Source organism: Alkaliphilus flagellatus (assembly GCF_018919215.1).
Classification (GTDB): Bacteria; Bacillota; Clostridia; order Peptostreptococcales; family Natronincolaceae; genus Alkaliphilus_B; species Alkaliphilus_B flagellatus.
The window spans coordinates 336,668-360,611 of the sequence record NZ_JAHLQK010000004.1; the positions used below are offsets into that span (position 1 = coordinate 336,668).

Here is a 23,944-nt window from a genome sequence, read left to right on the forward strand (position 1 = left end):
TGATATTTAAATTATGTGTGTTTTAATACTAAAATAATATTTACAAAATAAAATAATGGTATATAATAATATTATTAAGTATTAGTACCTAGTGCTAATATTTATATATTAATCGATGGAGGGATATTATGGAACTATATCAATTGTTTAAAATACAAGAAATAATAGAACGAAATATAAAAACATTAGCTCAAATAGAAGAGGATGCTCTTGGAAGGGATAACACCTTTGACCTTAGGTTTTTAGCTCTACAAATTAAAACTGCTGAAATCGCAAATCTTACAAAATGTTATAAGTACTCTAAAGCTAAAGAAAATATTCCTAAAGAAAAGATGTTTGTTAGGTATATAGATGCCATGAAGTTTTTATTGTCAATCGGAAATATTCATAATTTTAATATTATAGATAAAGACGCAATTAGTATGGTGGAGGAGGAAGAAAGTTTAGTTAAGCTTTTTTCATCTATTTTTGACCAGATATCACTATTGAAAAATAACATTTTAAATGATAACTATTTTACTTCTCTTACTATTTATGTAAACCTTTTTGCAAGGTATGTTCACCTTGCAAAAAATCTTGGATTTACTTTTGATGAGGTATATGAATATTATAGAAAACACTATGTTATTGAAGAATAATAGAAAGGAACACAATATCTCCCTATTCATATTATATAGCATATAGATTTACTATGCATTGATATTGTCTAGAGGAGGTAACTACATGAACAATGGAAAATTTGTTGAAATAAGAAATGTATCTAAAATCTATCACACTTTGGACGGAGAAACAAAAGCGCTTGATGACCTTACGTTCGATGTTGATAAGGGTGAAATCCTTGTTATCGTAGGTCCCAGTGGTTGCGGTAAGTCAACGATTTTATCTATAATTGCTGGATTAATAAAGCCTAGTTCGGGCGAAGTGTTTATTAATAGTAATAAGATAGATGGAACAAACAAGAGTATTGGATATATGTTTCAAAATGATCATCTATTCCCTTGGAGAACAATTATTGAAAATGTAATGATTGGATTAGAAATTCAAAATAAAGTAAATGATGAGTCAATAGAGCGTGTTATATCACTACTTGATACCTATGGATTAGCTGATTTTAAAGATCATTATCCCAATCAGTTATCTGGTGGAATGAGGCAAAGAGTTGCATTAATTAGAACTCTAGCAATTGAACCAAATTTATTACTATTGGACGAACCCTTTTCCGCATTAGATTATCAGAACAGACTTGCTGTTAGTGACGATATTACTAACATTTTACGTAGAGAAAAAAAGACAGCCATAATGGTAACTCACGATATATCAGAAGCTATTTCTATGGCTGATAAAGTGGTAGTATTATCTAATCGACCTGCTCGCATAAAAAGCATCCATAATATTGAACTTACCTGCAACGGTGAAAAAAGTCCTATTAAATGTCGTGAAGCTCTCGAGTTTAGACATTACTTCAATAAAATATGGAAGGAGCTGGATGTATATGTCAAATAATACAAAGGTTATAAAGCAACAACATTCTAATAATCATCTAGAATACCTTCGTTTTGTTAAAGGCTATAATATGAAGGTTCTTCTATGGCAAATAGGAGTTTTAATCGGTTTTTTAGTGCTGTGGGAAGTTGCCGCTACCCTTAAATGGATCGATCCGTTCTTTACAAGTAAACCTTCTGATATTGCTATGTTGATAGGTAGACTGACTGTAGACGGCTCTCTTTTTAAGCATACATTAGTATCTGTTTTGGAAGCACTAATTGCACTAGGACTTGGAACCATTTTGGGAACTGTTGTTGCCATTGCTTTATGGTGGTCTGACTTTGCGGCTAAGGTTTTAGATCCTTATTTAGTTGTATTAAATGCACTGCCTAAAATAGCATTAGGACCTATTATAATTATATGGGCTGGGGCAGGTATGAGCGGTATTATTGTAACTGCCTTAACCATTTCTCTTATTGTAACTATATTAGCAACTTATAATGGTTTTCGAGAAGTAGATGCAGAAAAGATCAAAATGTTGACTACCTTTGGTGCAACCAAATTTCAAATACTCCAAAAAGTAATCTTTCCTGCAAGTATACCTACTATGATAAATACTTTTAAAATAAATATTGGTATGACTTGGGTTGGTGTAATAGTAGGAGAGTTTCTTGTATCAAAGTCTGGTTTAGGATATTTAATTGTATATGGTGGTCAAGTATTTAGATTAGATATTGTAATGGCGGGTGTTATTATTTTAGCAGTTGCCACAGCTATAATGTACCAGTTAATATCATGGCTAGAAGATAAATTTTTAAAATGGCGACAGTAATAAAATAGGCACTAGAGAAATTTCTCTAGTGCCTATTTTATTACTATTTAACAACACATTCTATTACTTCTAACTTAATTATTAAGATAATATTTTATTACTACTAAAATTGTTATTTCCAAAATCTTTATCATATATTTTTCTTATTTTTGGTAGATTGTCTATAAATACACCAACAAGTTCGGGATCAAAATGAGTTCCACTTCCATCCTTAATAATATCTACAGCACTATCAAATGGTATTGGTTCCTTGTATGGTCTTCTAGATGACAATGCATCAAATACATCTGCAACAGCCACGATCCTAGCTGCCAGTGGTATCTCTTCTCCTTTTAATCCATAAGGATAACCTTTTCCATCCCATTTTTCATGATGGTATCTTGTAACATCGATTGCCATTTGATAGAATTGTTTTCTAAAAATCTTCAAACTGTCCCTTAGGTTTGTTAATATGTTTGCTCCAATATTTGTATGCTCCTTCATAACCATCCATTCTTCTGCTGTTAGTCCTGCTGGCTTACCTAAAATTTTATCGGGTATACCTATCTTTCCTATATCATGAAGAGGCGCATAAAGCTCCATATCATAAACAAAGGAATTATTTACTCTATAATTTTTATTTTTGTAGTTTAACAGACCTTCCGCAATTACTTTAGAGTAGTTTGTCATACGATTAATATGATTTCCCGTTTCTAAATCTTTTTTCTCAACTAAATCTGCAAAAGTTAAAGTAATGTTATTTAGCATTTTTTTAGTTAAATAAGTTTGGTCTATTATTGTAGCTATGGCATTAGCAATATTCTCTCCTATTCTAAGGCTCTTTTTATTATAACTTCCTTTTTCAAAGGAACTAAAAAATAAAAAACCGAAAACCTTATCTCCTATAATAAGAGGAAGTATCATATTAGATTTAATCCCTTCATTCACAATTAAATCTAAAGATCTATTTCCAGATTTCTTTTTATTTAACTCTGCTACAAGATCATTACTAAATACAGATTTTTTACTTATAAGCATTTCAGTTAAAGAGGTTTGATCCATACTTACCTCAAATCCAGGTCCTAGTAATACATTTCCGTAGTTCATCTTTCCAGTTTCAGCTACAATTCGCTTTTTTTCATAGTCTACAAATGCTACTCCTATTCTGTCTACTCTAACAAAGGCGTTTAGTTTTTTTAATATCTTTTCTAACACATCATCTAAAACGTATTCATTAGCAGCAATATTTTTAATTTCTTGTAAAAATATTTGCTCCCTAAATACATCTCCAACAAACCTTTTTAACTCTTTTTCTTCACCAAAGTAAGGGACAAAGCTATCTACAGCGGACATATCATAGCTAAAATTGCTTAAATTTTTGAAACTACGAAGTATGTAAGGAACATCAGTATTTACGATCCTCCTAATAAATATTAATGCAAATACAAGTAATACTAATAACACTATTACTATTATTATGGAAAACACAACATATCTACTAAATATTTCCTTAGTTATATTAGATCTTTCATTCAGGCTTTTAATAACAGTAAAGTTTATTGTAGCAAATAAAACAATTGATATTACAGCTATATAACTTATACACTTTACTATATTTTTAATTTTAAGTTTCTTAAAATTAATCATTTCAACATCTCTTTCTGCTTATTTCTCAAACCAACCTTTTTTCTTATCTTTAATAAAAATACTTTTAACTAACGCTAATATTTCTAATATATCCTTTACTGGCAAAACAATATCTTCAGTAACAACCTGTGCAGCAGAAGCTGTATATTCTACAGTTTCTTCTATGGCTTTAATTGCTCCTGAAACGTGCTGCATTTCTTCATTTACACTTTTAGTAATTTCTTCAGTATTCGCAAGTATATTAGGTAGGCTATTTAAAGCGCTATCAATATTAACTTCATTACGTTGTACAATTTTATTTATATTACTAAAAATTTGGTTAAGATTCGCTAATGTTTTAAATAGAACAACTAGTACTCCGCCGCCAGCTATAGCAAATAGTACGGTAATCAGCTGTCCAATAGTTATTTGAGCATCCATATTATCCCTTCCCTTTTCCTATGTATAGTTTATATTAATATTCATCTGTAGCTAATTCTTCTTCTATTTCTTCCAAGTCTATATCATCAATAATATTCATATTGTCATTTAAGTCTAATTTTTCTTTTAACATATTTTTCTTAGCTTCTATTGTTTCCTTTTTTAACTCATAGACTTTAGATAATTTTTCTCTACCTTCATTAAGGTTTGTTTCTAAAACCTCCTTAGCCTTCTCTAATTCTTCTTTAGCTTTTTTACGATTATTTTTTCCACTATCAGGCGAAAGAAATAAAGCTGTTGCCCCAGCTATAATACTGCCTATAGCTGCACCCTTTACTAAACCCTTTGTCTTTTCTATTCTTTTTTCTCTTTCAATTACTTCAGGATCTAATCTTCTTCGTATATTTTCCACCTTTTTCTGTAGTTCTTTAATATGCATCATTACCACTCCTTCTTATATAATTATTTAATACTCTATATTTCCTGTTATACCCAATATATAAACTAGAAAACAATGATTTTAACCTATTTAATATTCTCTACTTAGGTATAATTTTCCTCCTTTAAAATTATTAAAATTCTCATATGTCTACGCAAAGATTATCCTATACTTTATTCCACAATAAAAAAGCAAAGCTTAATATCTCTTAAATGCCGAGAGAAAGCAAGCTTTGCTTAAATAACTCAAATCTTTAAATTAATGCCAAAAATAACTACCTTCTTCACTACCTTCTTCAAATAAATTTCTACGATATGTTATATATAATTGTTTTAATAAGGTTATTTTTTCATTCATTTCTAATTGTAACTTCGAAGTTAAATCATAATTCTCTAACTCAATTCCTTCTCTCATTCGAGAAAATAAAGCCTTTCTATCTAAGCTATCCTTCATTAAACAATTTCTTAACTCATTAACATTTTTCCAATTTACCTCATCCAGTTCATTTGTTGTATCTTCGCTATGAATCTTTTTACAACTTCTTACTAAATCTATATTATCAGGAATAATTCTACCTATCAACTCTGTAACCCATTGTGTAATAGTAGCTTGACGATAAGAATCAATAATTGCTTGGCTAAAAACCTCTCCCGAACATAATATTTGTATTTTATATGACTCTAAGTCAAAGTTCTTAATATTTTCCCATACTGTTACAGGTGGTATACCAAACATACTACGTCTTTCTTCTTCTGTGTAATATTCGAATACATCTTCTTCACTTCTATACACTCTATCCTTTTCCAGATAAAATTTTTCTTCTCCTTGTCCTTTAGAAAATTCTATCTCTAATTCTTTTGATGTCATACCCGACTTTACCATAGCCTTAATTCCATCAATCATAGTTTGATAAAGTGCAGCTAAGGCTAAATAAGTGTTAGTGCTAGGATTTGATGATCTTACCTCAAATCTTGTAGCCCTTGGATTATTTATATCTCTAATTAGACCAATTAATACTGTACGGTTTCTAGATGGAATATCTGCGCTATGACCTATTGCACTTACTATACACACTGGTGCTTCAAAACCTGGCTTTAATCGATTAAAAGCATCATTAGTGGAAGTTATAAATGGATTTACCACCTCGTAGTTTCTAAGTATTCCTGAAAGTCCTCCCCAGCCCAAGATACTCATATAATCAGTATTTTTATTTTTAGGTGTAAAAATATTAATATATCTACCACTGTTAAGCCTAATCCCTACACCTACATGTATATGCTTTCCACTACCAGCTACACCTTCAATAGGTTTTGCCATAAAGGTTACCTCTAACCCGTGCCGTTTAAAGGTTTCTTCTATAATTTCCCTAATAAACAGCTCATTATCTGCAGCTTGAATAGCTGTACTATATCTCCAAACTATTTCCAGCTGTTCCATTACGTGATTCAACTTACCATTTACTCCTATTTTGGCACTAACTCCCCCAACTTCTTTATGTCCGATTTCTGGCTCTATACCATACTTATTAAGTAAAAGTATAGTTTCTTCCAATGCAGTACGTACACTCCCCTTAGTACGCTTCCAATATTGCTCCTTCAACATTTGTGATGTTGATAATTTTTCTTCATCTGCTGAATCACCAGGGGTTTTTACCCAAAACTCTAATTCTGTAGCAGAGGTTAAAACTATATCATCAATATTTTCTTCCATAGATATATTTAAATCTTCTCTAATATGAGGATATTGGTTAAATAATACTTTAATTTCTGAAGTAAAATAATCTATAGCTCTTTTCAATATAGATCTCGAATCTACTTTTTTTGAATTATGCACTAAAAATGCAGGTATTCTCAATGTTCCTATTGGTAGCCCAGTAGAACTACAAATATGATCATAATTATAATCAACAAACCAATTAACAGAAAGATCTGGAACTAAGTCTACCTTTGCATTATTTAATGTTGCAATACCATGGAGAACAACACTAGATCCATCGGTTTGAACACCTACATTAAAAAATCTTTCCATTTCATCAATAAATAAAGAAATAGGAATTTTTTCATCTGTATCATTTCCTCCTAAATCCACAGCTACTAAAGAAACAAATTGAATTGAAGGATGAGCCTTTAATAGTATAGTAAGATTTTCTCTGCTATGTGTCCATGGGGGCAGGCAATATAGCATAGGCTCCATTAATAATTTTTCTAGTAATTCATTCATAATTATCCCTCCAATTAATATATTCTCTATTAAATAAAATTTTTAATATTTATTATATATTAATTGTATTAAATTGTAAATGCATAATTATGCCTAAATATGTAAAAATACACCTATTTTACAACAGATGTATTTTTAAAAATTATTATATTAAATTACATATAATCCTTATTTAAGCTGATCCTTTATATATTCTTTTATCTCATCTGAAGTAGGAAGCGTTAAAGTTACTTCAGCAATTTTTTTCATATCACTATATGAAATCTCACTTATAATCTTTCTTGCAGGTAAAATAGATACGGCACTCATAGAAAACTCATCTAATCCTAATCCAAGTAGAATAGGAATAAGGTTTTTATCTCCAGCCATTTCACCGCACATACCTACCCACTTGCCACCTTCATGGGCATAATCTATTATCATTTTTATCATTCTTAAAATTGCAGGATTAAAAGGGTCATATAAATAACTTATTTTCTCATTCATTCTATCTACTGCCTTAGTATATTGAATTAAATCGTTAGTTCCTATACTAAAGAAATCTACTTCCTTAATTAAAAGGTCTCCAATTACTGCCGCCGCTGGTATTTCTACCATTATTCCAACTTCAATAGACTTACTATATGAAATATATTCTCTGTCTAGCTCATTTTTAACTTCTTCTAAAATTTTATTAGCATCCCTTACTTCTTCTACAGATGAAATCATCGGGTACATAATTTTTAGGTTACCATAAACACTGGCTCTAAGTAATGCTCTCAATTGGACTTTAAAAATTTCCGTTTGATCTAAGCATATGCGTATTGCCCTGTATCCTAAAAATGGATTCATTTCCTTTGGAAGATTTAAATATGGTAATTCTTTATCCCCACCAATATCTAAAGTTCTAATGATTACCGGTTTTCCTTCCATACCTTCTAAAACTTCCTTATATGCTTGGAATTGTTCTTCTTCCGTTGGCATACTATTACGATTCATATATAAAAACTCTGTACGATAAAGACCAATTCCTTCTCCACTATTTTCTATAACACCTTTTATATCCTTTGGTGTCCCAATATTAGCTGCTAACTCTACAACTCTTCCATCCTTCGAAACCGTTGGCATTCCTTTTAAAGCCTCAAGATCTCTTCTTGTTACTTCATAATCTTTCTTTTTCTGCTGGAATAAAGATAATACATTCTCTGTTGGATTAACATGCACAACTCCATCTTCTCCATCAAATACTATTGTATCTCCATCATTGATAGTAGAGGTTATATTTTTTAATCCAACAACTGCTGGCACTTCTAAAGATCTTGCCATAATAGCTGTATGGCTTGTTCTTCCTCCTATGTCTGTTACAAAGCCTAGTACCTTATCCCTATTCATTGTAGCAGTGTCTGAAGGTGTAAGGTCATGCGCAACTAAAATAATTTCATCTGATAATAATGCTAAGTTAACTATTTCAATACCTAATAGGTTTTTTAATATTCTTATTCCTACATCCTTTATATCAGCTGCCCTTTCCCTCATATATTCATCATCCATACTTTCAAATAAAGAAACAAAGTTATCTATTATATCCTTTGTAGCATATTCTACATTAATTTTTTCATTATTAACTTTATCCTTTATTTGAGAAAGTAGCTCTGGGTCTTCTAATACCATTAAATGGGCCTCAAATATTTGAGCTTGTTCGGTGCCAAGTTTTTTTGTGGCTTCTTTCTTGATAGCCCTTAGTTGTATTTTTGTTTTTTCAATAGCATCATGCAATTTTTTATTTTCATTTTCTACTTCTGAAATATTTAATTTGTCAATGTTTAAATCCACATCTTTATAAACTAATGCTTTTCCTATAGCAATACCTGGTGAAGCTGCGGTTCCTTTAAACATAAATTTTCCTCCCTACTTTATTCATCGAAGCCTCTTTCGATTAAATCTGATATTGCTTCAAAGGCTTCTTTCTCGTCTTCTCCTAATACCTTCAAAGTAACTTCGTCTCCTTGTCTTGCACCCATACCCATTATACTCATAATACTTCTGCAGTTATATTCTTTGTCGCCCTTAATTAGGAAGCAATCTGACTTAAATCTTGTAGCTTCCTTAACCAGTAAACTCGCTGGTCTAGCATGTACTCCTGTAGCATTTTTAATAGTTATTTTCTTTTCTAACATAATACCATCTCCTTATTTTTTAGTTATATTCATAATTACATCACTTTGGCTTACTTCTCCTGATTTCATTTTTTCTAGTTTTTCTAAATCATCCATATTAGTAATAACAATAGGAGATATAGTTGACTTAGCATTACTTTTTATATATTCTAAATCGAAGGTCAATATAAGCTGGCCTTTTTTAACTTCATCTCCAACATTTATATGAGTTTCAAAACCTTTTCCATCTAGTGAAACTGTTTCTAAACCAATATGGATTAATATTTCTATACCGTTAATAGACTTAATACCGATTGCGTGCTTTGTAGGAAACACTTGTATCACTTCACCATCCACTGGTGACACTACTTTACCTTCTACTGGCTCAATAGCCATACCATCCCCAACCATTTTACCTGCAAAAACCTCATCTGGCACTTCCTCAATATTAATCAGCCTTCCTGTTAATGGTGCTCCAACTACTAGTACATTTTTTTTATTCTTAAATAATCCAAACATTTAATTCGCCTCCTGTTAGTTTAATTTAGTAATACACTATTAATGATTGTATCTTTTGCAACACACTTTATACATTTATAGTACAAAACTTTGTATATAACAAAAGTCATATTACGCTATTACGTTGACTCTGTTGCATTTTAAATTACGCTGTGCTCAAAGTATTTCCAGCATGCTACCTTTTTTAGAAATCTTCAATAATAAAAAAGCTTATACTTTTCTAGAGAATAAGAAAGACATGAGCATAAGAAAAAACATAAGATAAATATATCAATTTATAATAGATATATTTATATCATGGGCTTTTCTTAAGCTCATGCCTGATTTAGTCAGTAACACGCTTTTATTGTTTATTTAATTTAAAATAATACTAAATTCTATTTAATCTTGCATATTAGGTCTACTTGCCCGAATATGAAGAGCAATAAACCCTATTTCATCTTCTGGGACATCTATTCCTATCCGTTCACGTATTAGTTCAACAGCCTTAGCAGCAATATTATATTCCTCTTCGTATAAAGCCTTAGTTTGACTTAAAAAAGGATTAGTAATATTTATTCCATCATAGATTCTTTTAATAGCAAAGTGAATATGATCAGTTAGCCCAACATGAATACGATTATTTAAATTTTCACCTAAATCATTTTCTGCTATAGCGATAATCTCCTGAGCTACACCTAAAATCGCCTCATCAATATCTTTATTGTTAAAAATATCTAATGAAACAAATACCTTCTCAATGCTATTTTCATCATTAATTATGTCATTTTCCTTTTTAGCAAATCCTATACCTTTACCCACCAAAATGTATTGAAGGTCATTTTTAGTAGCAATTACTACATTATTATTTAATGTTTTTTTAATAATGTACACCTTCTTATTCCTCCTGTGGATAATTTAATTTAAAAGCTATCTAATGCTATTATAATATCCAAAACATAAAATTTTGTCAAGATTCTAAAATTGCTTCAATAAATTTATCCACTAAATAAGAATCAAATTGAATTTCCTTATATTTTATTAGTTCTTTAATAGCTTCTTCTTTATTTAAAGGTTTTTTATATGCTCTGTTAGTAATCATTGCATCATAGGAATCTGCTATAGTGACAATTTTAACTAACTGTGGTATTTCGTCACCTTTAAGACCATCTGGATAACCCATCCCATCTATACGTTCATGATGATTACGTATAATTGATAGAGAATCCTGTAAAAACTCTAGATTTCCGATAAATGCCTCACCTTTTTCTGGATGTTTTTGTATAAATTGATATTCCTCATCACTTAGTTTGTCTGGTTTTAACAATATATTATCTGGAATTCCTAGTTTTCCTATATCATGCAGAATGCTACCATGCCGTAGTATCTCTAGCTCTTTACCTGTTAAATTTATTTTTTTGCCTAACATCAAGCTATACTCCATTACTCTTTCACTATGCCCCTTAGTATAGCTATCTTTTAGCTCCATGGCTGTTACTAAGGCCCTAATTATATCAAAATAAGACTGTAATAATTTGTCACTAGTTTGATTAATTTCTTCAAAACTTGCTGCTAACTCTTCATTTAATGCCTGTAATTCTTCATCTCTAAAAGAAATTGCTTCTATAGTTTTATTAAACTGTATTGCAATATCTCCAATTTCATCCATTTTATCTACAGGTACTTGCAGAATATATTCTCCATCTTCAACCTTTTTCATTCCATCTATTAAGCTATTAATAGGTTTAAGCATCTTTTTTATAAGTATATTAGTCAAAAATAAAACTAGTATGAGAACAAGCGAAAATATCATAAGATTCTTATTAAAAATCCTTGTAATAGGTGAGTACAAATCGCTTTGATTAATTGATATTACTATAAAAAGCTCTGTTCCTTCTAATTCCTTAAAAAAAGCATACTTTTTAATTTTATTAAAATTTTCATAAGGTATATAGCCATTTTTGGCATGAAAACGATCTATACCACTATATTGAAAAAAATTGTCATATGGGATCTCATCAGATTTGGGATGTAAAATCACATTTCCATGCTTGTTTATTAAAAATCCATAGCCACGTCCTTCTATATTTAAGGAGTGAATGATTTCTTCAATATTGATCATAGGAATTGTACCAATTACTGCTCCTACTACTTCATAATTATTATTTACAGGGATACCAATAACAATTTGATATGTTCCATCAGATCTAGAATATATGGGATCAGAAATAACAATTTCCCCTTCAAATACTTGCTCTAAATATTCTCTATCAGAAAGATCTCCTAAAACATCACTTCCTGTAATATTATAGGTTCTATCACTATAAACTAGACCTATTTTATCAAATGCACTACCTTCTAATTCATTATAAAAATAAGGTGAATTTTTCTGCCAGTTTAAATGAGTAATATCTAATTTATCGATAATACGTTTCAATTTATGTTTCCCATCGTTAATACTATGTTCTATATCTTTGGTTCGTGTTTCAATATTTAAAAGAGACATCTTATGCTGATAATCCATAATAAAATTTAATGCTGTTCTTTGGGTTCCTAACCACAAAGAAACAAAGGCGACTATTAATAATAAAATACTCACTAATGGCAGTTTATGTTTTAACTTCATTATACCTCTCCTATTAATATTACTTTACTATCTATAGTTGTCATAGTTGTTATTTAGAGCACTAAATAAACTTTATCCAACGCATCTCTAATATTGACAAATCATCCTTTAAACTAGATTGTGCTCTTACTAATTTATTTAATTCCATAGTTAAGTGCCCATTAACAAAGTCCGCTTCTTTTTGAATATAATTAACAATACCTTCATATTCAATTGGATTACCAGTTTCATCTTTTACTTCCATCAAACCATCTGTGTAAATAATTAGATTATCTCCCGAGTCAAAGTATACTGTTTTTTCCTCATACCCCTCACTAAATTCAAAACCTACTGGAGTACCATAGGCATCTAATTCTATTATCTTACCTGTATCCTTCACTAGCAAAGGAGTAGGATGTCCAGCTCTTACATACTTCATTACCCCTGTTTTTATGTTTAAAACCATATAAAATATAGTAAAGTAATGATTATACTTTACAAAAGGAAATCTCTTGTTTAAATAATTAACAACTTCCAATGGTGATATAATTTCATAATATGGCGGATAGTTTATCTTTCTTTTCAAAGGTGATCCTCTATCCACATCTAAAATTAAGGTTTCCGACAATGTAACAGCCAACATGGAAGAAGCAACTCCATGACCCATAACATCAATCATATATAAACCAAGATGATCATCGTCGAGCATAAAAACATCAAATATATCTCCACCAACTCTTCCGGATGGTTGGTAAGTCCAAGTGAAGGAGCAATTAGGTATGTTTCCAAGGGACTTAGGTATAAGAGCTTCTTGTATCTTTGAAGCTAAGCTCAGATTTATTTCTAATTCATTTCTTTGCTTTTCAACCATATCTAAATTTTCTTCTAGGGCATGTTGACACATAGTTAATTGTCTTTGTACTTCTATTAATTTAGTCTGGTTTTTTATTCTTAAAATAAAATCCTCTTCTTCTAAAGGATAGGTTATATAGTCATCTATTCCTAATGAAATACACTTTTTCTTTTGCTCTACATTGTGTGAATTAATTGATGCAATAATAGGTATTATTCTTGTACGCTCATCATTTTTCAAGATATTATATACTTCCACTGGTTTTTTATTATCGAAAAAACAATTTATTAAAATGATATGGGGCATTTCTTTTAATACATTCTCTACGTAACTATCTTCTATATATCTTTGTACTACCTCATATCCGTGGTTTCTAAGTAAATTCTTCATATCTGTAGATGAATTTTTCCCAAAATCAAGTATAAGAATTTTATAAGTAATCATTTATCTGCCCCCTTTGTTTTTAATGTAACAATATTATACTCTAAATTTTTCCTAGAAACTATGAGGCTTATATGCAGATATTTAAAAATAATCTTTGTCTATTCGTTAAAATCAACATCCTAGATAAAACTCTTAGTTATATTAAATTTATGTTACAGTATTTAATTCTACATTTTTTGATAAATTCCTACTTTATTTATAAAATCAACAACATTTCCTATTATTTGGGACTTTAGACCCTTATCTGTATAATAGGAAAAATGAGTAAAAAAGAGCCTATTTGGCTCTTTTTAAAATAAGATTTTTAGTTTTAAAATATTACTTACCTTTATTTAGTGAATGTATAGGATATCCCAATATGCCATGGGCGCTCTCCATCATCATCTCTGACAAAGTAGGATGTGGGTGAACTGCCTTAGCAATATCCTCTGCTGTTCCTTCTAACTCCATTACCATAACAGCCTCTGAGATCATATCCGTAGCGGTAGAAGCCATAATATGGACTCCTAATACTTCTCCATATTCTTTGTTTGCTATAATTTTTAGAAAACCAATAGTATCTCCTTCAGCCATAGCTTTACCATTAGCATTAACCGGGAACTTGTTTACAACAATATCGAGTCCCTTCTCTATTGCCTCTTCTTCAGTTAATCCTACTGAAGCTAGTTCTGGAAAAGTATATACACAAGATGGTATTACATTATAATTAAGTATTTCATTACCACCCATAGCATTTTCTACTGCTACTATTCCTTCTGCACTAGCAACATGAGCTAAGCTATATTTTCCATTTATATCTCCAATAGCATATACTCCATCAATATTAGTTTCCATTTTCTCATTTGTTTCTATTCCACTAGGTCCTACTTTAAGATCTAGCTTTTGTAATCCATCTAAATTAGGCGTAGTTCCAAGAGATAAAAGAATTTTTTCTGCCTCAAAAATTTCTTCTTTACCTTTTACTTCTACAATTACCTTTTTGCCATCAATAGCCTTTAAGGATGTATTTGTAACAACCTTTACCTTGCTTTTCTTTAATTGTCTAGTTAAAGTATTAGCCATTTCAGCATCCATACCAGACAGTATTCTACCAGATCGCTGAATCAATGTTACATCTACATTTAGAGCATTCATTAAAGTAGCAAACTCAACAGCTATAACTCCTCCACCAAGTATAACCATAGATTTTGGTAGTTCCTCCATAGAAAGTAGCCCTTTAGCTGTAATCATATAGCCATTATCAATAGAGTCCTTAATTCCTGGAATATTAGGAGCTTTTGGACTTGTACCTGTAGCAATTATCATATTCTTTCCATATAATGTTTCGTCTCCTACTTTAATATGATTTTTGTCAATAAACTCTCCAAAACCTTTATATATGTCTATTTTATTACCTTTAAGTAATACTTCTATACCGCTAACTAGTTTGTCTACTACTTTATCTTTACGATCTACCATTGCTTGCCAATTTACTTTTATTTTGTCCGACTCTATCCCTTCAATACCATAAAATTCTCCATGTAAAATATTTTGATAGGTTTTTGCACTTTTTAAAAGAGTTTTTGTAGGTATGCATCCCCAATTTAAACAAACCCCACCAATAGATTCTTTCTCTATTAATGCTACAGCAGCACCTAATTGTGCAGCTCTAATAGCAGCTACATATCCCCCAGGTCCTGCACCTAATATTATTACATCATAGTTTTTCACTAAACTTCCTCCCTCCAGCTATTCTAATAGCACTATTTTTTGAAATTTGCGAAATATTTATACTTTCTACTTATATATACCAAACTCCTTCTTTTATTCTATTAATTTATTCTATACTTGTTTTTAATAGTATTCTATAATCAAATTAAATCCTTCTTAAATTTTAAGAAGGATTTAATAGATTCGTTAATATTAATACAAAATAAGTCTATCTGGATTTGTTATATATGTTTTCAAGGAATCTATGAACCTTCCTGCATCTCCTCCATCTAGCACCCTATGATCTATAGATAATGCTAATGGCAATATCCACCTAATTACAATCTCACCATCAATTACAACTGGTTTTTGCTCAATTTTTCCAACTCCTAAAATAGCTACCTCTGGATAGTTAATAATCGGCATTCCAGTACTTAGACCTAATGAGCCAAAATTAGTTATTGTAAATGTACTTCCTTTGATCTCATCAAGCTTTAGTTTTTTATCTCTAGCTGCTTGACTAAGACGGATACTTTCCTCCATCAATTCTAACATACCAATTTTATCCGCATTTTTTATTATAGGAACAACTAAACCATCTTCTGTATCAACTGCTATACCCATGTTGTAATATTTTTTAATGATATACTCATCATTTTCTTCATCTAACTGAGCATTAAATTTTGGATTATCCTTTAATGCAAGTATTGCTGCCTTTATAATAAACGGTAAATAGGTAAACTTAACATCCTTATCATCTATAAATAAATTTTTCACCTTTTCTCTATAATTTACAAGCTCTGTTACATTAACTTCATCCATACACAATGCATGTGGAGCTGTATACATTGATTTTACCATATTTTTTGCAATAGTTTTTCTTAAGGAAGTGAGTTTAATTCTTTCTTCATGTCCTGCTATTGTATTCTCCTTAACATTAACACTTATATTTTCTTTATTATCTACAATAACATTTTCATTATCCTTTAATTTGTTGCTTTGTACATTATATTCTTTTTGGATATCAGCCTTCATTACCCTACCTTGTGGACCTGTTCCAAGAATTTCATTAATATTAATATTTAAATCGTGGGCTATCTTTCGAGCCATTGGTGTAGCTAATACCTTTTTCTTTAGTTCTTCCTTAACCTCTGTATTTCTGCCTTCTGTACTACTTTCCATTATTTCATTTGATACTTCCAAAGCACCTACAACACCTGCATTTTCCTCTTCAACTTTTTCAGACTTTACAGTTTGCCCTTCTTCTAATATGTCTATAGCACTTTCATCTTTATTATCAGTTACAATCTCTACCACTACATTTCCAACATATATTACTTCTCCTTCTTCCCCATTCAGTTTATCTATTATACCTGAAGCGGGAGATGGAATCTCTGTAGTTACTTTGTCTGTTTCGACCTCGAATAAAGAGTCTCCTTCCTTTATATTATCTCCTACCTTAACTAACCACTTAGTTAATATTCCTTCTGTTATTCCTTCCCCAATATCTGGGAACTTAAATTTAAACATATATTAACACCTCCTTATGTCAAATAGTTGACAGTTTCCATAATCTTATTAAATATTCTTTCTGGACTAGGCAGGTAATGATGTTCCCCCTGTGGCAATGGGAAAGGAGTATCAAAACCAGTTACTCTAACTGGAGGAGCTTCTAAATATAGAAATGCCTTTTCATTAATAATAGAAATTAACTCAGCACCTACTCCCAAAGTTTTTGTCGCCTCATGTACAATAACTACTCTCCCTGTCTTTTTAACTGATTCAATAATGGTATCCCTATCAATCGGGGATATTGTTCTTAGGTCAATTACTTCAGCATTAATACCTTTATCCTTAGCTAGATCAGCAGCTTTTAAAGTTTCTCGCATCATTGCACCCCAGGAAATTAGGGTTATATCCTTGCCTTCTCTTACTACATTAGCTTTACCAATTGGTATAATATATTCCTCATCGGGTACCTCTTGTTTAAATGCTCTATAAATACGTTTTGGTTCTAAGAAAATTACTGGATCCTCATCTCTAATTGCAGCAGCCAATAATCCTTTTGCATCATAAGGGGTAGATGGTATAACTACCTTTAGACCTGGAATATGTGAATATATAGCTTCTGTGCTTTCGGAGTGGTGTTCCAGAGCTCTAATTCCTCCACCATAGGGCATTCTTATCACCATAGGAACACTAAATCTACCTCTCGATCTGTTTCGCATTCTAGCAACATGGCTAATTATTTGATTAAAAGCTGGGTAAGAGAATCCCATAAATTGCATTTCTACTACTGGTAACATTCCGTTAATTGCCATACCAATTCCTACCCCTACAATTGCAGACTCTGATAATGGTGAATCCATGCAACGATCCTTTCCAAATTCTTTCTGTAAATCTACAGTTGCTCTAAATACACCACCCTCATATCCTACATCTTCACCAAATACAATAATTCTAGAATCCCTTGTCATCTCTTGTTTTAATGTTAGATTAACAGCTTGTAATAAATTAATTGCAGTCATTATAATTCACCTCTTCCACTTAAAAATTCTTTATATTCTTCCATCTGCTCTAATAATTGAGGTGTCATTTCCTTATAGTGATATTTAAATATATCATCTAGTTTTGTCTTTCCGTTAGCTTCTACATATTTAAAAGCTTCCTCTGCTATCTTTCCGCACTTTTCAACTAGCCTATCATTTTCTTCCTCATTCAAATATCCTTTATCTATTAAATATTTTTTCATTCTATCTATAGGATCTTTCTTCTTCCAAACTTCAACTTCATCATCTGTTCTATAACGTGTTGGATCATCGCTAGTTGTGTGGGCTCCAATGCGATAGGTGTAGGCTTCAATTAATGTTGGTCCTTCACCTCTTCTAGCTCTTTCTATAGCTGTTTTAGTTGCAACATACATAGCTAATATATCATTACCATCCACTTGTATTCCGGGCATTCCATATGCAACTGCTTTTTGAGCAATTGTTTCTGAACTAGTTTGACTTGCTCTAGGAACGGAAATCGCAAACTGATTATTCTGGCATAAGAATACTGTTGGTGTATTAAAGGCTCCGGCCCAATTCATAGCCTCGTGAAAATCTCCCTGAGAAGTTGCACCATCACCAAAATAAGCAATAGATACTTCATCCTTGCCTTGTAGAGTAGATGCCCATGATATACCTACGGCATGATTAAGGTGACTTGCAATAGGTACTGATACTGGTAAAATTTTTAAATCCTCTGGCATATAGCTACCAAACTCATTACCGTACCAGTAAAGATATATCATTTTAAGGTCTGCTCCTCTAGTTAACCATGCTCCAAGCTCTCTAAAAGATGGTACCATCCAATCCTTCTTTTCCAGAGCAAAAGCACTACCTACTTGGGCTGCCTCTTGCCCAATATTAGGTGCATAGGTAAGCATTCTTCCCTGTCTTTGATACATAAGAGCTTTTAAATCGGCCTCTCTAGTTTGTATCATATTTTCATACATCGTTAATAGTTCTTCCTTATTTAAATCTGGCATATACTCTTCATTTGTAATATTAGAATTTTCGTCCATAATTTGAAACATCTTTTTATCCAATGGATTATAATTTTTAAAAAGCATAATGTTACCTCCTTTTCAATCGATACTGATATTCGTTATTATTTATATATCCATAAAAATCTTTTTATAACATTATTATTATTATTCTCAATAAAAAAACATGATCCAAATTATGGATCATGTTTTTTCTAAATATATATAAAAAAAGCAGCAGAGCTGCTTTTCTTACTGTTTAAATTAAACTATTTTGCTTTGCTTAATGCATCTTTAGCAGCGTCCATAGTTCCGTTACTTGAACCTGTTGCACCAGATACTGCTTCTACTTCTGTAGATTGAGCTTCAGCAATTTTTTTAGCTACTTCTTCTGCTGCAGCATCACCAAGACCTTCTGTTTCTTCTTGTTCTAATATTGCAACGTTGCTGATTTTACCATCTTTAACTTCTACACTTACTTTGATATCTCCTTTGTAACCTTGCCCTACCCCTTCATAAGTACCATCTTTGTATGCTCCTGCTGCTTTATCTCCTTCTGTCTTAGTAGAACATCCTACAAATACTCCCATTGCTAATGTAGCAACTAATGCTAAAGCTAATCTTTTTTTCATTTTAAAATCCTCCTTAATACAATATAAATTTTAAGTAATTTTTTGTCCATATTAATAACTCTGGATTAATAAGTAACTCGAGATAATTTTACATCTTTTTAGTAAATAATGCAACATCATTATAAAAATATATTCAATCTTTATAAGACTAATATTGACATATATGTCAATAAATAAACCTCGCATATAAATCAAGTTTCAATATATTCTTATTTCGCTTGGCCTAATGCATCCTTTACAGCTTTAATTGCACCTTCACTTGAAATTGTAGCACCGGATACTACATCTACATCACCTGTTTGTTTTGCTACAACTTGCTCAGCAATTTTTTTAACAGCTACGTCTCCTACACCTTCTGTTTCATCCATCTTATTTATAGTAGCTGCTGTAATCTTTCCATCTTTTATAGTAACCTTAATTTCGATATCGCCGTAAAATCCTTCACTTTTTCCTACATATGTTCCATCTTTATAACCACTTGCAGCCGGCTCAGCAGGTTTCTCTGCCGGTTTTTCTGCTGGCTTATCAGCAGGCTTTTCTGCTGATTTTTCTGCCGGCTTATCAACAGGTTTTTCTGCTGGTTTTTCTTCTGATTTTACTTGCTCCTCTGCAGTTTCTTTAACAGGTTCACTATTTAAGGCATTTAATATAGCTTCAATAGTAGCATTACTTGAAACTGTAGCTCCAGATTTTGCATCTACTTCTGTTGACTGGAACTTAATTACATTATCAATAATTTCTTTAGAAGCGTCGTCACCAATTCCTTCTGTCTCGCCAATCTCTAAAGTATCAATCCTTGTAATTTTAGTTCCTTCTACTATAACTTTTACTTTGATGTCAGACTTAAATCCCTTTGCAGATCCTTCATATATTCCATCAACAAATGTCATAGGCTCTGGATCAGCTTTAGCATCTTCTACAGGTTTTTCTGCAACCTTAGCTTCTTTTAAACCTAATGCCACTGCCACTGCTTCCATAGTTCCATTGCTTGAAATTGTAGCACCAGAATGTGTATCCACTTCTGTTGATTGTGCTTCAATAATTTTTTTAATAGTTTCCTTTACACCTTCATCACCAATACCAGGTGTCTCATCAATTTCAAGAATACCTATATTTGTAATTTTGCCATTCTCAACTTTAACACTTACTTTAATATCTCCTTTAAAACCTTCACCAACACCTTCATATTCACCATCAGTAAAATTACCTGAAGTTTCTTCTGCTGGCTTAGTGCAACCTGCAAATACTCCAATTGTTAATGCAACGACTAATGCTAAGGCTAATTTTTTTTTCATAAATTTACCTCCTTAAAATAATTAGAATTTCATAATAGTTTTATAACTATATTAACAATGATAAAGCCGAGGTATTCCCCAGCCTTATCAGTTAAGTTTATTATTTTTTCATATGTTCATTAGATAGTAATATGTTATTTTTCAATCATTTTTACTGCTTTAGGTCCTAATTCTACGATACCTTTTCTCCAGTTAGAAGCCCCTGTAATAGTATCGATTCCTTCAACAGTTTTGTTGTTTAATAGGAAGTTTTGCATTTCCTCTTTGATATCTAATTGATTTCTTCCTTGAAGTACATCAGGTGTTTTATTAGCCCAATTTTGAATATAAGTTGGGTTGTGAGGCTTAGCCAAATCTGATCCTGTTTGATATTCTACATAATCTACATCTACAATTTTATTATCTTTAGCAAGAGCTAATAACTGTATATAATATGCACTCTTAGCTGTAGGTTCACCATGGAATACATAAATAGTAGAACCTTCTGTTACTTCGATGTCAGACATTCTAGCTTGATTTAATGCTCCAACTGTGAAAAGCTTTAAGTCATCTCCCCAGCCTGTAGCACCTGTTGCTACATCTACCATGTTTGGATCTTGAGTTTTAATTAATTGAGCTTCTCTTTCAGCAATAATTGCAACTGGGTCTACACCCTCATATTTATTTTTCCAATTAGTTACATATCCTGCTCCATCTAATCTTTTACTTTCACCTTTATCATTAAGTGCTGTATATTCTACAGAAATAATTTTTCCATCTTTAACTTCCATGTCAACTTGTGGTGTCCATCCCCTAGAATCCGTTAATCCAACAACAACATATTTACCGTCTTTATAATCAAAGTTTACTGCTTTGCTTACACTTGCAGCTTTAGCTTGAGCCATTGCCTTTTTAGTTAAAGCTACAAAGCTTTGATGAGTTCCTGTCGCACCAGTTGTTACATCTACTTTGTTTGGATCTTGCTTAGCAACTAAATCACTTTGTAATGTATCTATCTTTTCTGAAAGGATTACTTCTGGATACTTTGCTTGCCAGCTTGTATTATAAGCTTCGTCAGTTTTTTTACCATTTCCTTCAGCATTATACTCGTTGTAAACTACAGATTCAATTTTTCCACCTTTAACGGTTAAGTTAACTTGTGGAACCCATCCTCTACTTGCTAAGCCAACAGCTACATATTCCCCATCTTTCATCGGAGCTGCATCATCAAACATGTATAAGCTATTACTTAATGTATCTTCATAGTAATATCTTCCTAAAGCTTCTGCAAAATCAACAGCTGAAACAAAGGCTTTGTTTTCTGCGTTAGTATCTACAATCGTTTCAAGCTTTACATCGTTTCTAAAAAGGTTCATAGATTCACCCTTTTCAGCCTTTGCAAGTGTTGCATCTTCTTTGTCCAAAATATATGCAGTATTTGTAGCTGCATCGTATTTAAGATGTAGACCGAATTTTTCAGTTAACTCTCTTAGAGGAACAAATACACGTCCACCTTTAATTGTGGTCTTTTCTTCCAAAGTAAGTTTTTCCCCATTATTGAAAACAACAGCACTTTTAACTCCAGGACCCTCTAATGCTGGTGCTGGATCTGCAGCATTTACATTTGTTGGTACTACTAATGGTAAAGCTAGCAATGCCGCTAACGCTAATACCCAAGCTTTTTTCATTAAAAATCTCCCCTTTAATAATATTATTCTGCTTGCTAAATAATAATCGTTAATTTAACAATTATTATTACTAAATAAAAATGTTAAATTAATAACTTATCACTTTATAATTATTTTACATCTTTTTTATTACCAGCGCAACTATATTTTGGTATTTTTTACTCACTTTCTGTAGAGATCATTTTAAATTTAACCGCTATATTTCAAGAAATATAATAGAGTGGTAGTTTTATTCTACATATTATTTTAAAAATAGTATTAAAATTAAGTCTTTTTATAGTTGTTTACAGATAATAACATATAATTTCCTGTATATGTTATCAATAGATATTTAAATAACGATTTATACATTAACTTTTCTATTAGTAGATTATAATTTGTTTTTTTATTGACAATAAATAACATCTCTCATCCTTTTATATTGATATTTTACTATTCTTTACTTTTTTTAAACCAATTGATATAATTAATCAGTTGATATAATTAATAAGAATCTTTATAGAAGAGGTGTAATAAGATGATAAACAATAAAAAATCAAACATATTGCTATTATTTCTAATAATATCTATAACATTAGCAGGCTGTACTTCTAATAAATCATCTAAAGAATTAACCCTTGTTAAACAGGAGCAGTTAATTTTAGGTACCTTTGGATCAATTAGTGCCTATAGTAATTCTGAAAAGGAAGGGAATGAAGCTATTTCTAAGGCTTATGATCGCATAAAGGAAATTGAAAATCTAATGAGCACTTCTATAGAAGGCAGCGATGTATATAATATGAACAAAAAAGCTGGGGTTGAATCTATAGCTGTTAATCCTTCTACTATGGAAGTACTGTTAGAAGGTCTTGAATATTCTTCTATAACTAAAGAGGCTTTTAATATTGGTCTTGGATCACTAATAGAGCTTTGGGGGATAGGAAAAGATTGGCAAAAGGTTCCTACATCAGAAGAAATAGCAGATGCAAAAAAACATATAGACTTAAATAAACTGGAAGTTTCAAAGGAAAATAATACTGCTTTTATTAAGGATCCTAAAATATTAGTGGATCTAGGTGGTATTGCAAAAGGATATGCGGTTGATGAAAGTATTCGTATTTTAAAAGAAAATGGAATTAAAAGCGGCGTTGTTAATTTAGGTGGAGATGTATATGCCCTAGGTACAAAAACCGATGGTAGCAAGTGGAGAATTGGTATTAATAATCCTGAGATTGGATCGAGTAATTCCATTGCTCGTATTTCTATATCTGATAAATCTGTAGTTACTTCCGGAGATTATGAAAGATACTTTATTGAAAACGGAGTAAGGTACCACCATATTATAGATCCAAAAACCGGCATTCCAGCAAATAATGGTCTAGTAAGTGTAACTATCGTTTCAGATAAGTCTATAGATGGAGATGTCCTTTCAACCGCTTCTTTTATATTAGGTTTAGATGAGGGACTAAAATTAATAGAAAGTCGTCCAGGTGTAGAAGGTTTGCTAATTACTAAAGACAGACAAGTATATGTTTCTTCAGGGTTAAAAGACGCAGTTGAAATATTAGATAATAACTTTAAAATAGTTAATTAAAT

21 protein-coding genes are annotated in these 23,944 nt (G+C 31.3%); 4 read left to right on the forward strand and 17 right to left on the reverse strand.

Going from position 1 to position 23,944, the window contains the following annotated elements; translation table 11 throughout:
- Window positions 1–128: 128 nt before the first annotated feature.
- The 3 genes from KQI88_RS11935 to KQI88_RS11945 all read left to right on the forward strand — a co-directional run bounded on the left by KQI88_RS11935 (window position 129) and on the right by KQI88_RS11945 (window position 2,317).
- Complete coding sequence (locus KQI88_RS11935; protein WP_216417605.1) at window positions 129–638, forward strand: dUTP diphosphatase; 510 nt, start codon at window positions 129–131, stop codon at window positions 636–638.
- A gap of 85 nt (window positions 639–723) precedes the next feature.
- Window positions 724–1,503 (forward strand): ABC transporter ATP-binding protein, encoded by a 780-nt coding sequence (locus tag KQI88_RS11940; RefSeq protein ID WP_216417607.1) that lies wholly within the window; start codon window positions 724–726, stop codon window positions 1,501–1,503.
- The gene (locus KQI88_RS11945) at window positions 1,493–2,317 is read left to right on the forward strand and encodes an ABC transporter permease (protein WP_216417609.1); all 825 of its coding nucleotides are present in this window, start codon (window positions 1,493–1,495) and stop codon (window positions 2,315–2,317) included. The genes KQI88_RS11940 and KQI88_RS11945 overlap by 11 nt, the downstream gene beginning before the upstream one ends.
- 81 nt (window positions 2,318–2,398) lie before the next feature.
- Here the strand turns inward: KQI88_RS11945 and KQI88_RS11950 are convergent, their stop codons facing one another.
- The 17 genes from KQI88_RS11950 to KQI88_RS12030 form a co-directional block, all read right to left on the reverse strand.
- Window positions 2,399–3,943: an HD domain-containing phosphohydrolase gene (locus KQI88_RS11950; protein ID WP_216417611.1), complete on the reverse strand. Its 1,545-nt coding sequence runs from the start codon at window positions 3,941–3,943 to the stop codon at window positions 2,399–2,401.
- An 18-nt stretch (window positions 3,944–3,961) separates the two neighbouring features.
- The gene (locus tag KQI88_RS11955; RefSeq protein ID WP_216417613.1) at window positions 3,962–4,363 is read right to left on the reverse strand and encodes a hypothetical protein; all 402 of its coding nucleotides are present in this window, start codon (window positions 4,361–4,363) and stop codon (window positions 3,962–3,964) included.
- A 34-nt stretch (window positions 4,364–4,397) separates the two neighbouring features.
- Window positions 4,398–4,805, reverse strand: a complete 408-nt coding sequence (locus tag KQI88_RS11960; protein ID WP_216417615.1) for a YtxH domain-containing protein — start codon at window positions 4,803–4,805, stop codon at window positions 4,398–4,400.
- Between the two features lie 255 nt (window positions 4,806–5,060).
- On the reverse strand, window positions 5,061–7,022 hold the full coding sequence (locus tag KQI88_RS11965) for a type I glutamate--ammonia ligase (protein WP_246579271.1): 1,962 nt from the start codon (window positions 7,020–7,022) through the stop codon (window positions 5,061–5,063).
- A gap of 168 nt (window positions 7,023–7,190) precedes the next feature.
- On the reverse strand, window positions 7,191–8,897 hold the full coding sequence (ptsP, locus tag KQI88_RS11970) for a phosphoenolpyruvate--protein phosphotransferase (RefSeq protein ID WP_216417618.1): 1,707 nt from the start codon (window positions 8,895–8,897) through the stop codon (window positions 7,191–7,193).
- A 17-nt stretch (window positions 8,898–8,914) separates the two neighbouring features.
- Complete coding sequence (locus tag KQI88_RS11975) at window positions 8,915–9,178, reverse strand: HPr family phosphocarrier protein (protein ID WP_216417619.1); 264 nt, start codon at window positions 9,176–9,178, stop codon at window positions 8,915–8,917.
- Window positions 9,179–9,190: 12 nt separating this feature from the next.
- Window positions 9,191–9,676 carry a PTS sugar transporter subunit IIA gene (locus KQI88_RS11980; RefSeq protein WP_216417620.1) on the reverse strand — a complete coding sequence of 162 codons (486 nt, stop codon included), beginning with the start codon at window positions 9,674–9,676 and terminating at the stop codon, window positions 9,191–9,193.
- A 381-nt stretch (window positions 9,677–10,057) separates the two neighbouring features.
- Window positions 10,058–10,549, reverse strand: coding sequence for a PRD domain-containing protein (locus tag KQI88_RS11985; protein ID WP_216417621.1), 492 nt, complete (start codon window positions 10,547–10,549; stop codon window positions 10,058–10,060).
- Between the two features lie 76 nt (window positions 10,550–10,625).
- Window positions 10,626–12,281, reverse strand: coding sequence for an HD domain-containing phosphohydrolase (locus KQI88_RS11990; protein WP_216417622.1), 1,656 nt, complete (start codon window positions 12,279–12,281; stop codon window positions 10,626–10,628).
- Between the two features lie 61 nt (window positions 12,282–12,342).
- Entirely contained in the window at window positions 12,343–13,557 is a 1,215-nt protein-coding gene (locus tag KQI88_RS11995) for a response regulator (RefSeq protein WP_216417623.1), read from the reverse strand.
- A 318-nt stretch (window positions 13,558–13,875) separates the two neighbouring features.
- Complete coding sequence (gene lpdA, locus KQI88_RS12000; protein WP_216417625.1) at window positions 13,876–15,267, reverse strand: dihydrolipoyl dehydrogenase; 1,392 nt, start codon at window positions 15,265–15,267, stop codon at window positions 13,876–13,878.
- A gap of 192 nt (window positions 15,268–15,459) precedes the next feature.
- Window positions 15,460–16,776 (reverse strand): dihydrolipoamide acetyltransferase family protein, encoded by a 1,317-nt coding sequence (locus KQI88_RS12005; protein ID WP_216417627.1) that lies wholly within the window; start codon window positions 16,774–16,776, stop codon window positions 15,460–15,462.
- A gap of 14 nt (window positions 16,777–16,790) precedes the next feature.
- Entirely contained in the window at window positions 16,791–17,774 is a 984-nt protein-coding gene (locus KQI88_RS12010; RefSeq protein WP_216417629.1) for an alpha-ketoacid dehydrogenase subunit beta, read from the reverse strand.
- On the reverse strand, window positions 17,774–18,862 hold the full coding sequence (gene pdhA / locus KQI88_RS12015) for a pyruvate dehydrogenase (acetyl-transferring) E1 component subunit alpha (RefSeq protein WP_216417631.1): 1,089 nt from the start codon (window positions 18,860–18,862) through the stop codon (window positions 17,774–17,776). The genes KQI88_RS12010 and pdhA overlap by 1 nt, the downstream gene beginning before the upstream one ends.
- 182 nt (window positions 18,863–19,044) lie before the next feature.
- Window positions 19,045–19,407, reverse strand: coding sequence for an FMN-binding protein (locus KQI88_RS12020; RefSeq protein ID WP_216417633.1), 363 nt, complete (start codon window positions 19,405–19,407; stop codon window positions 19,045–19,047).
- Window positions 19,408–19,616: 209 nt separating this feature from the next.
- On the reverse strand, window positions 19,617–20,702 hold the full coding sequence (locus tag KQI88_RS12025) for an FMN-binding protein (RefSeq protein WP_216417635.1): 1,086 nt from the start codon (window positions 20,700–20,702) through the stop codon (window positions 19,617–19,619).
- A gap of 134 nt (window positions 20,703–20,836) precedes the next feature.
- Window positions 20,837–22,369 carry a stalk domain-containing protein gene (locus tag KQI88_RS12030; RefSeq protein WP_216417638.1) on the reverse strand — a complete coding sequence of 511 codons (1,533 nt, stop codon included), beginning with the start codon at window positions 22,367–22,369 and terminating at the stop codon, window positions 20,837–20,839.
- 517 nt (window positions 22,370–22,886) lie between these two features.
- Here KQI88_RS12030 and KQI88_RS12035 point away from each other — a divergent pair.
- Entirely contained in the window at window positions 22,887–23,942 is a 1,056-nt protein-coding gene (locus KQI88_RS12035) for an FAD:protein FMN transferase (protein WP_216417640.1), read from the forward strand.
- The last annotated feature ends 2 nt before the right edge of the window (window positions 23,943–23,944 follow it).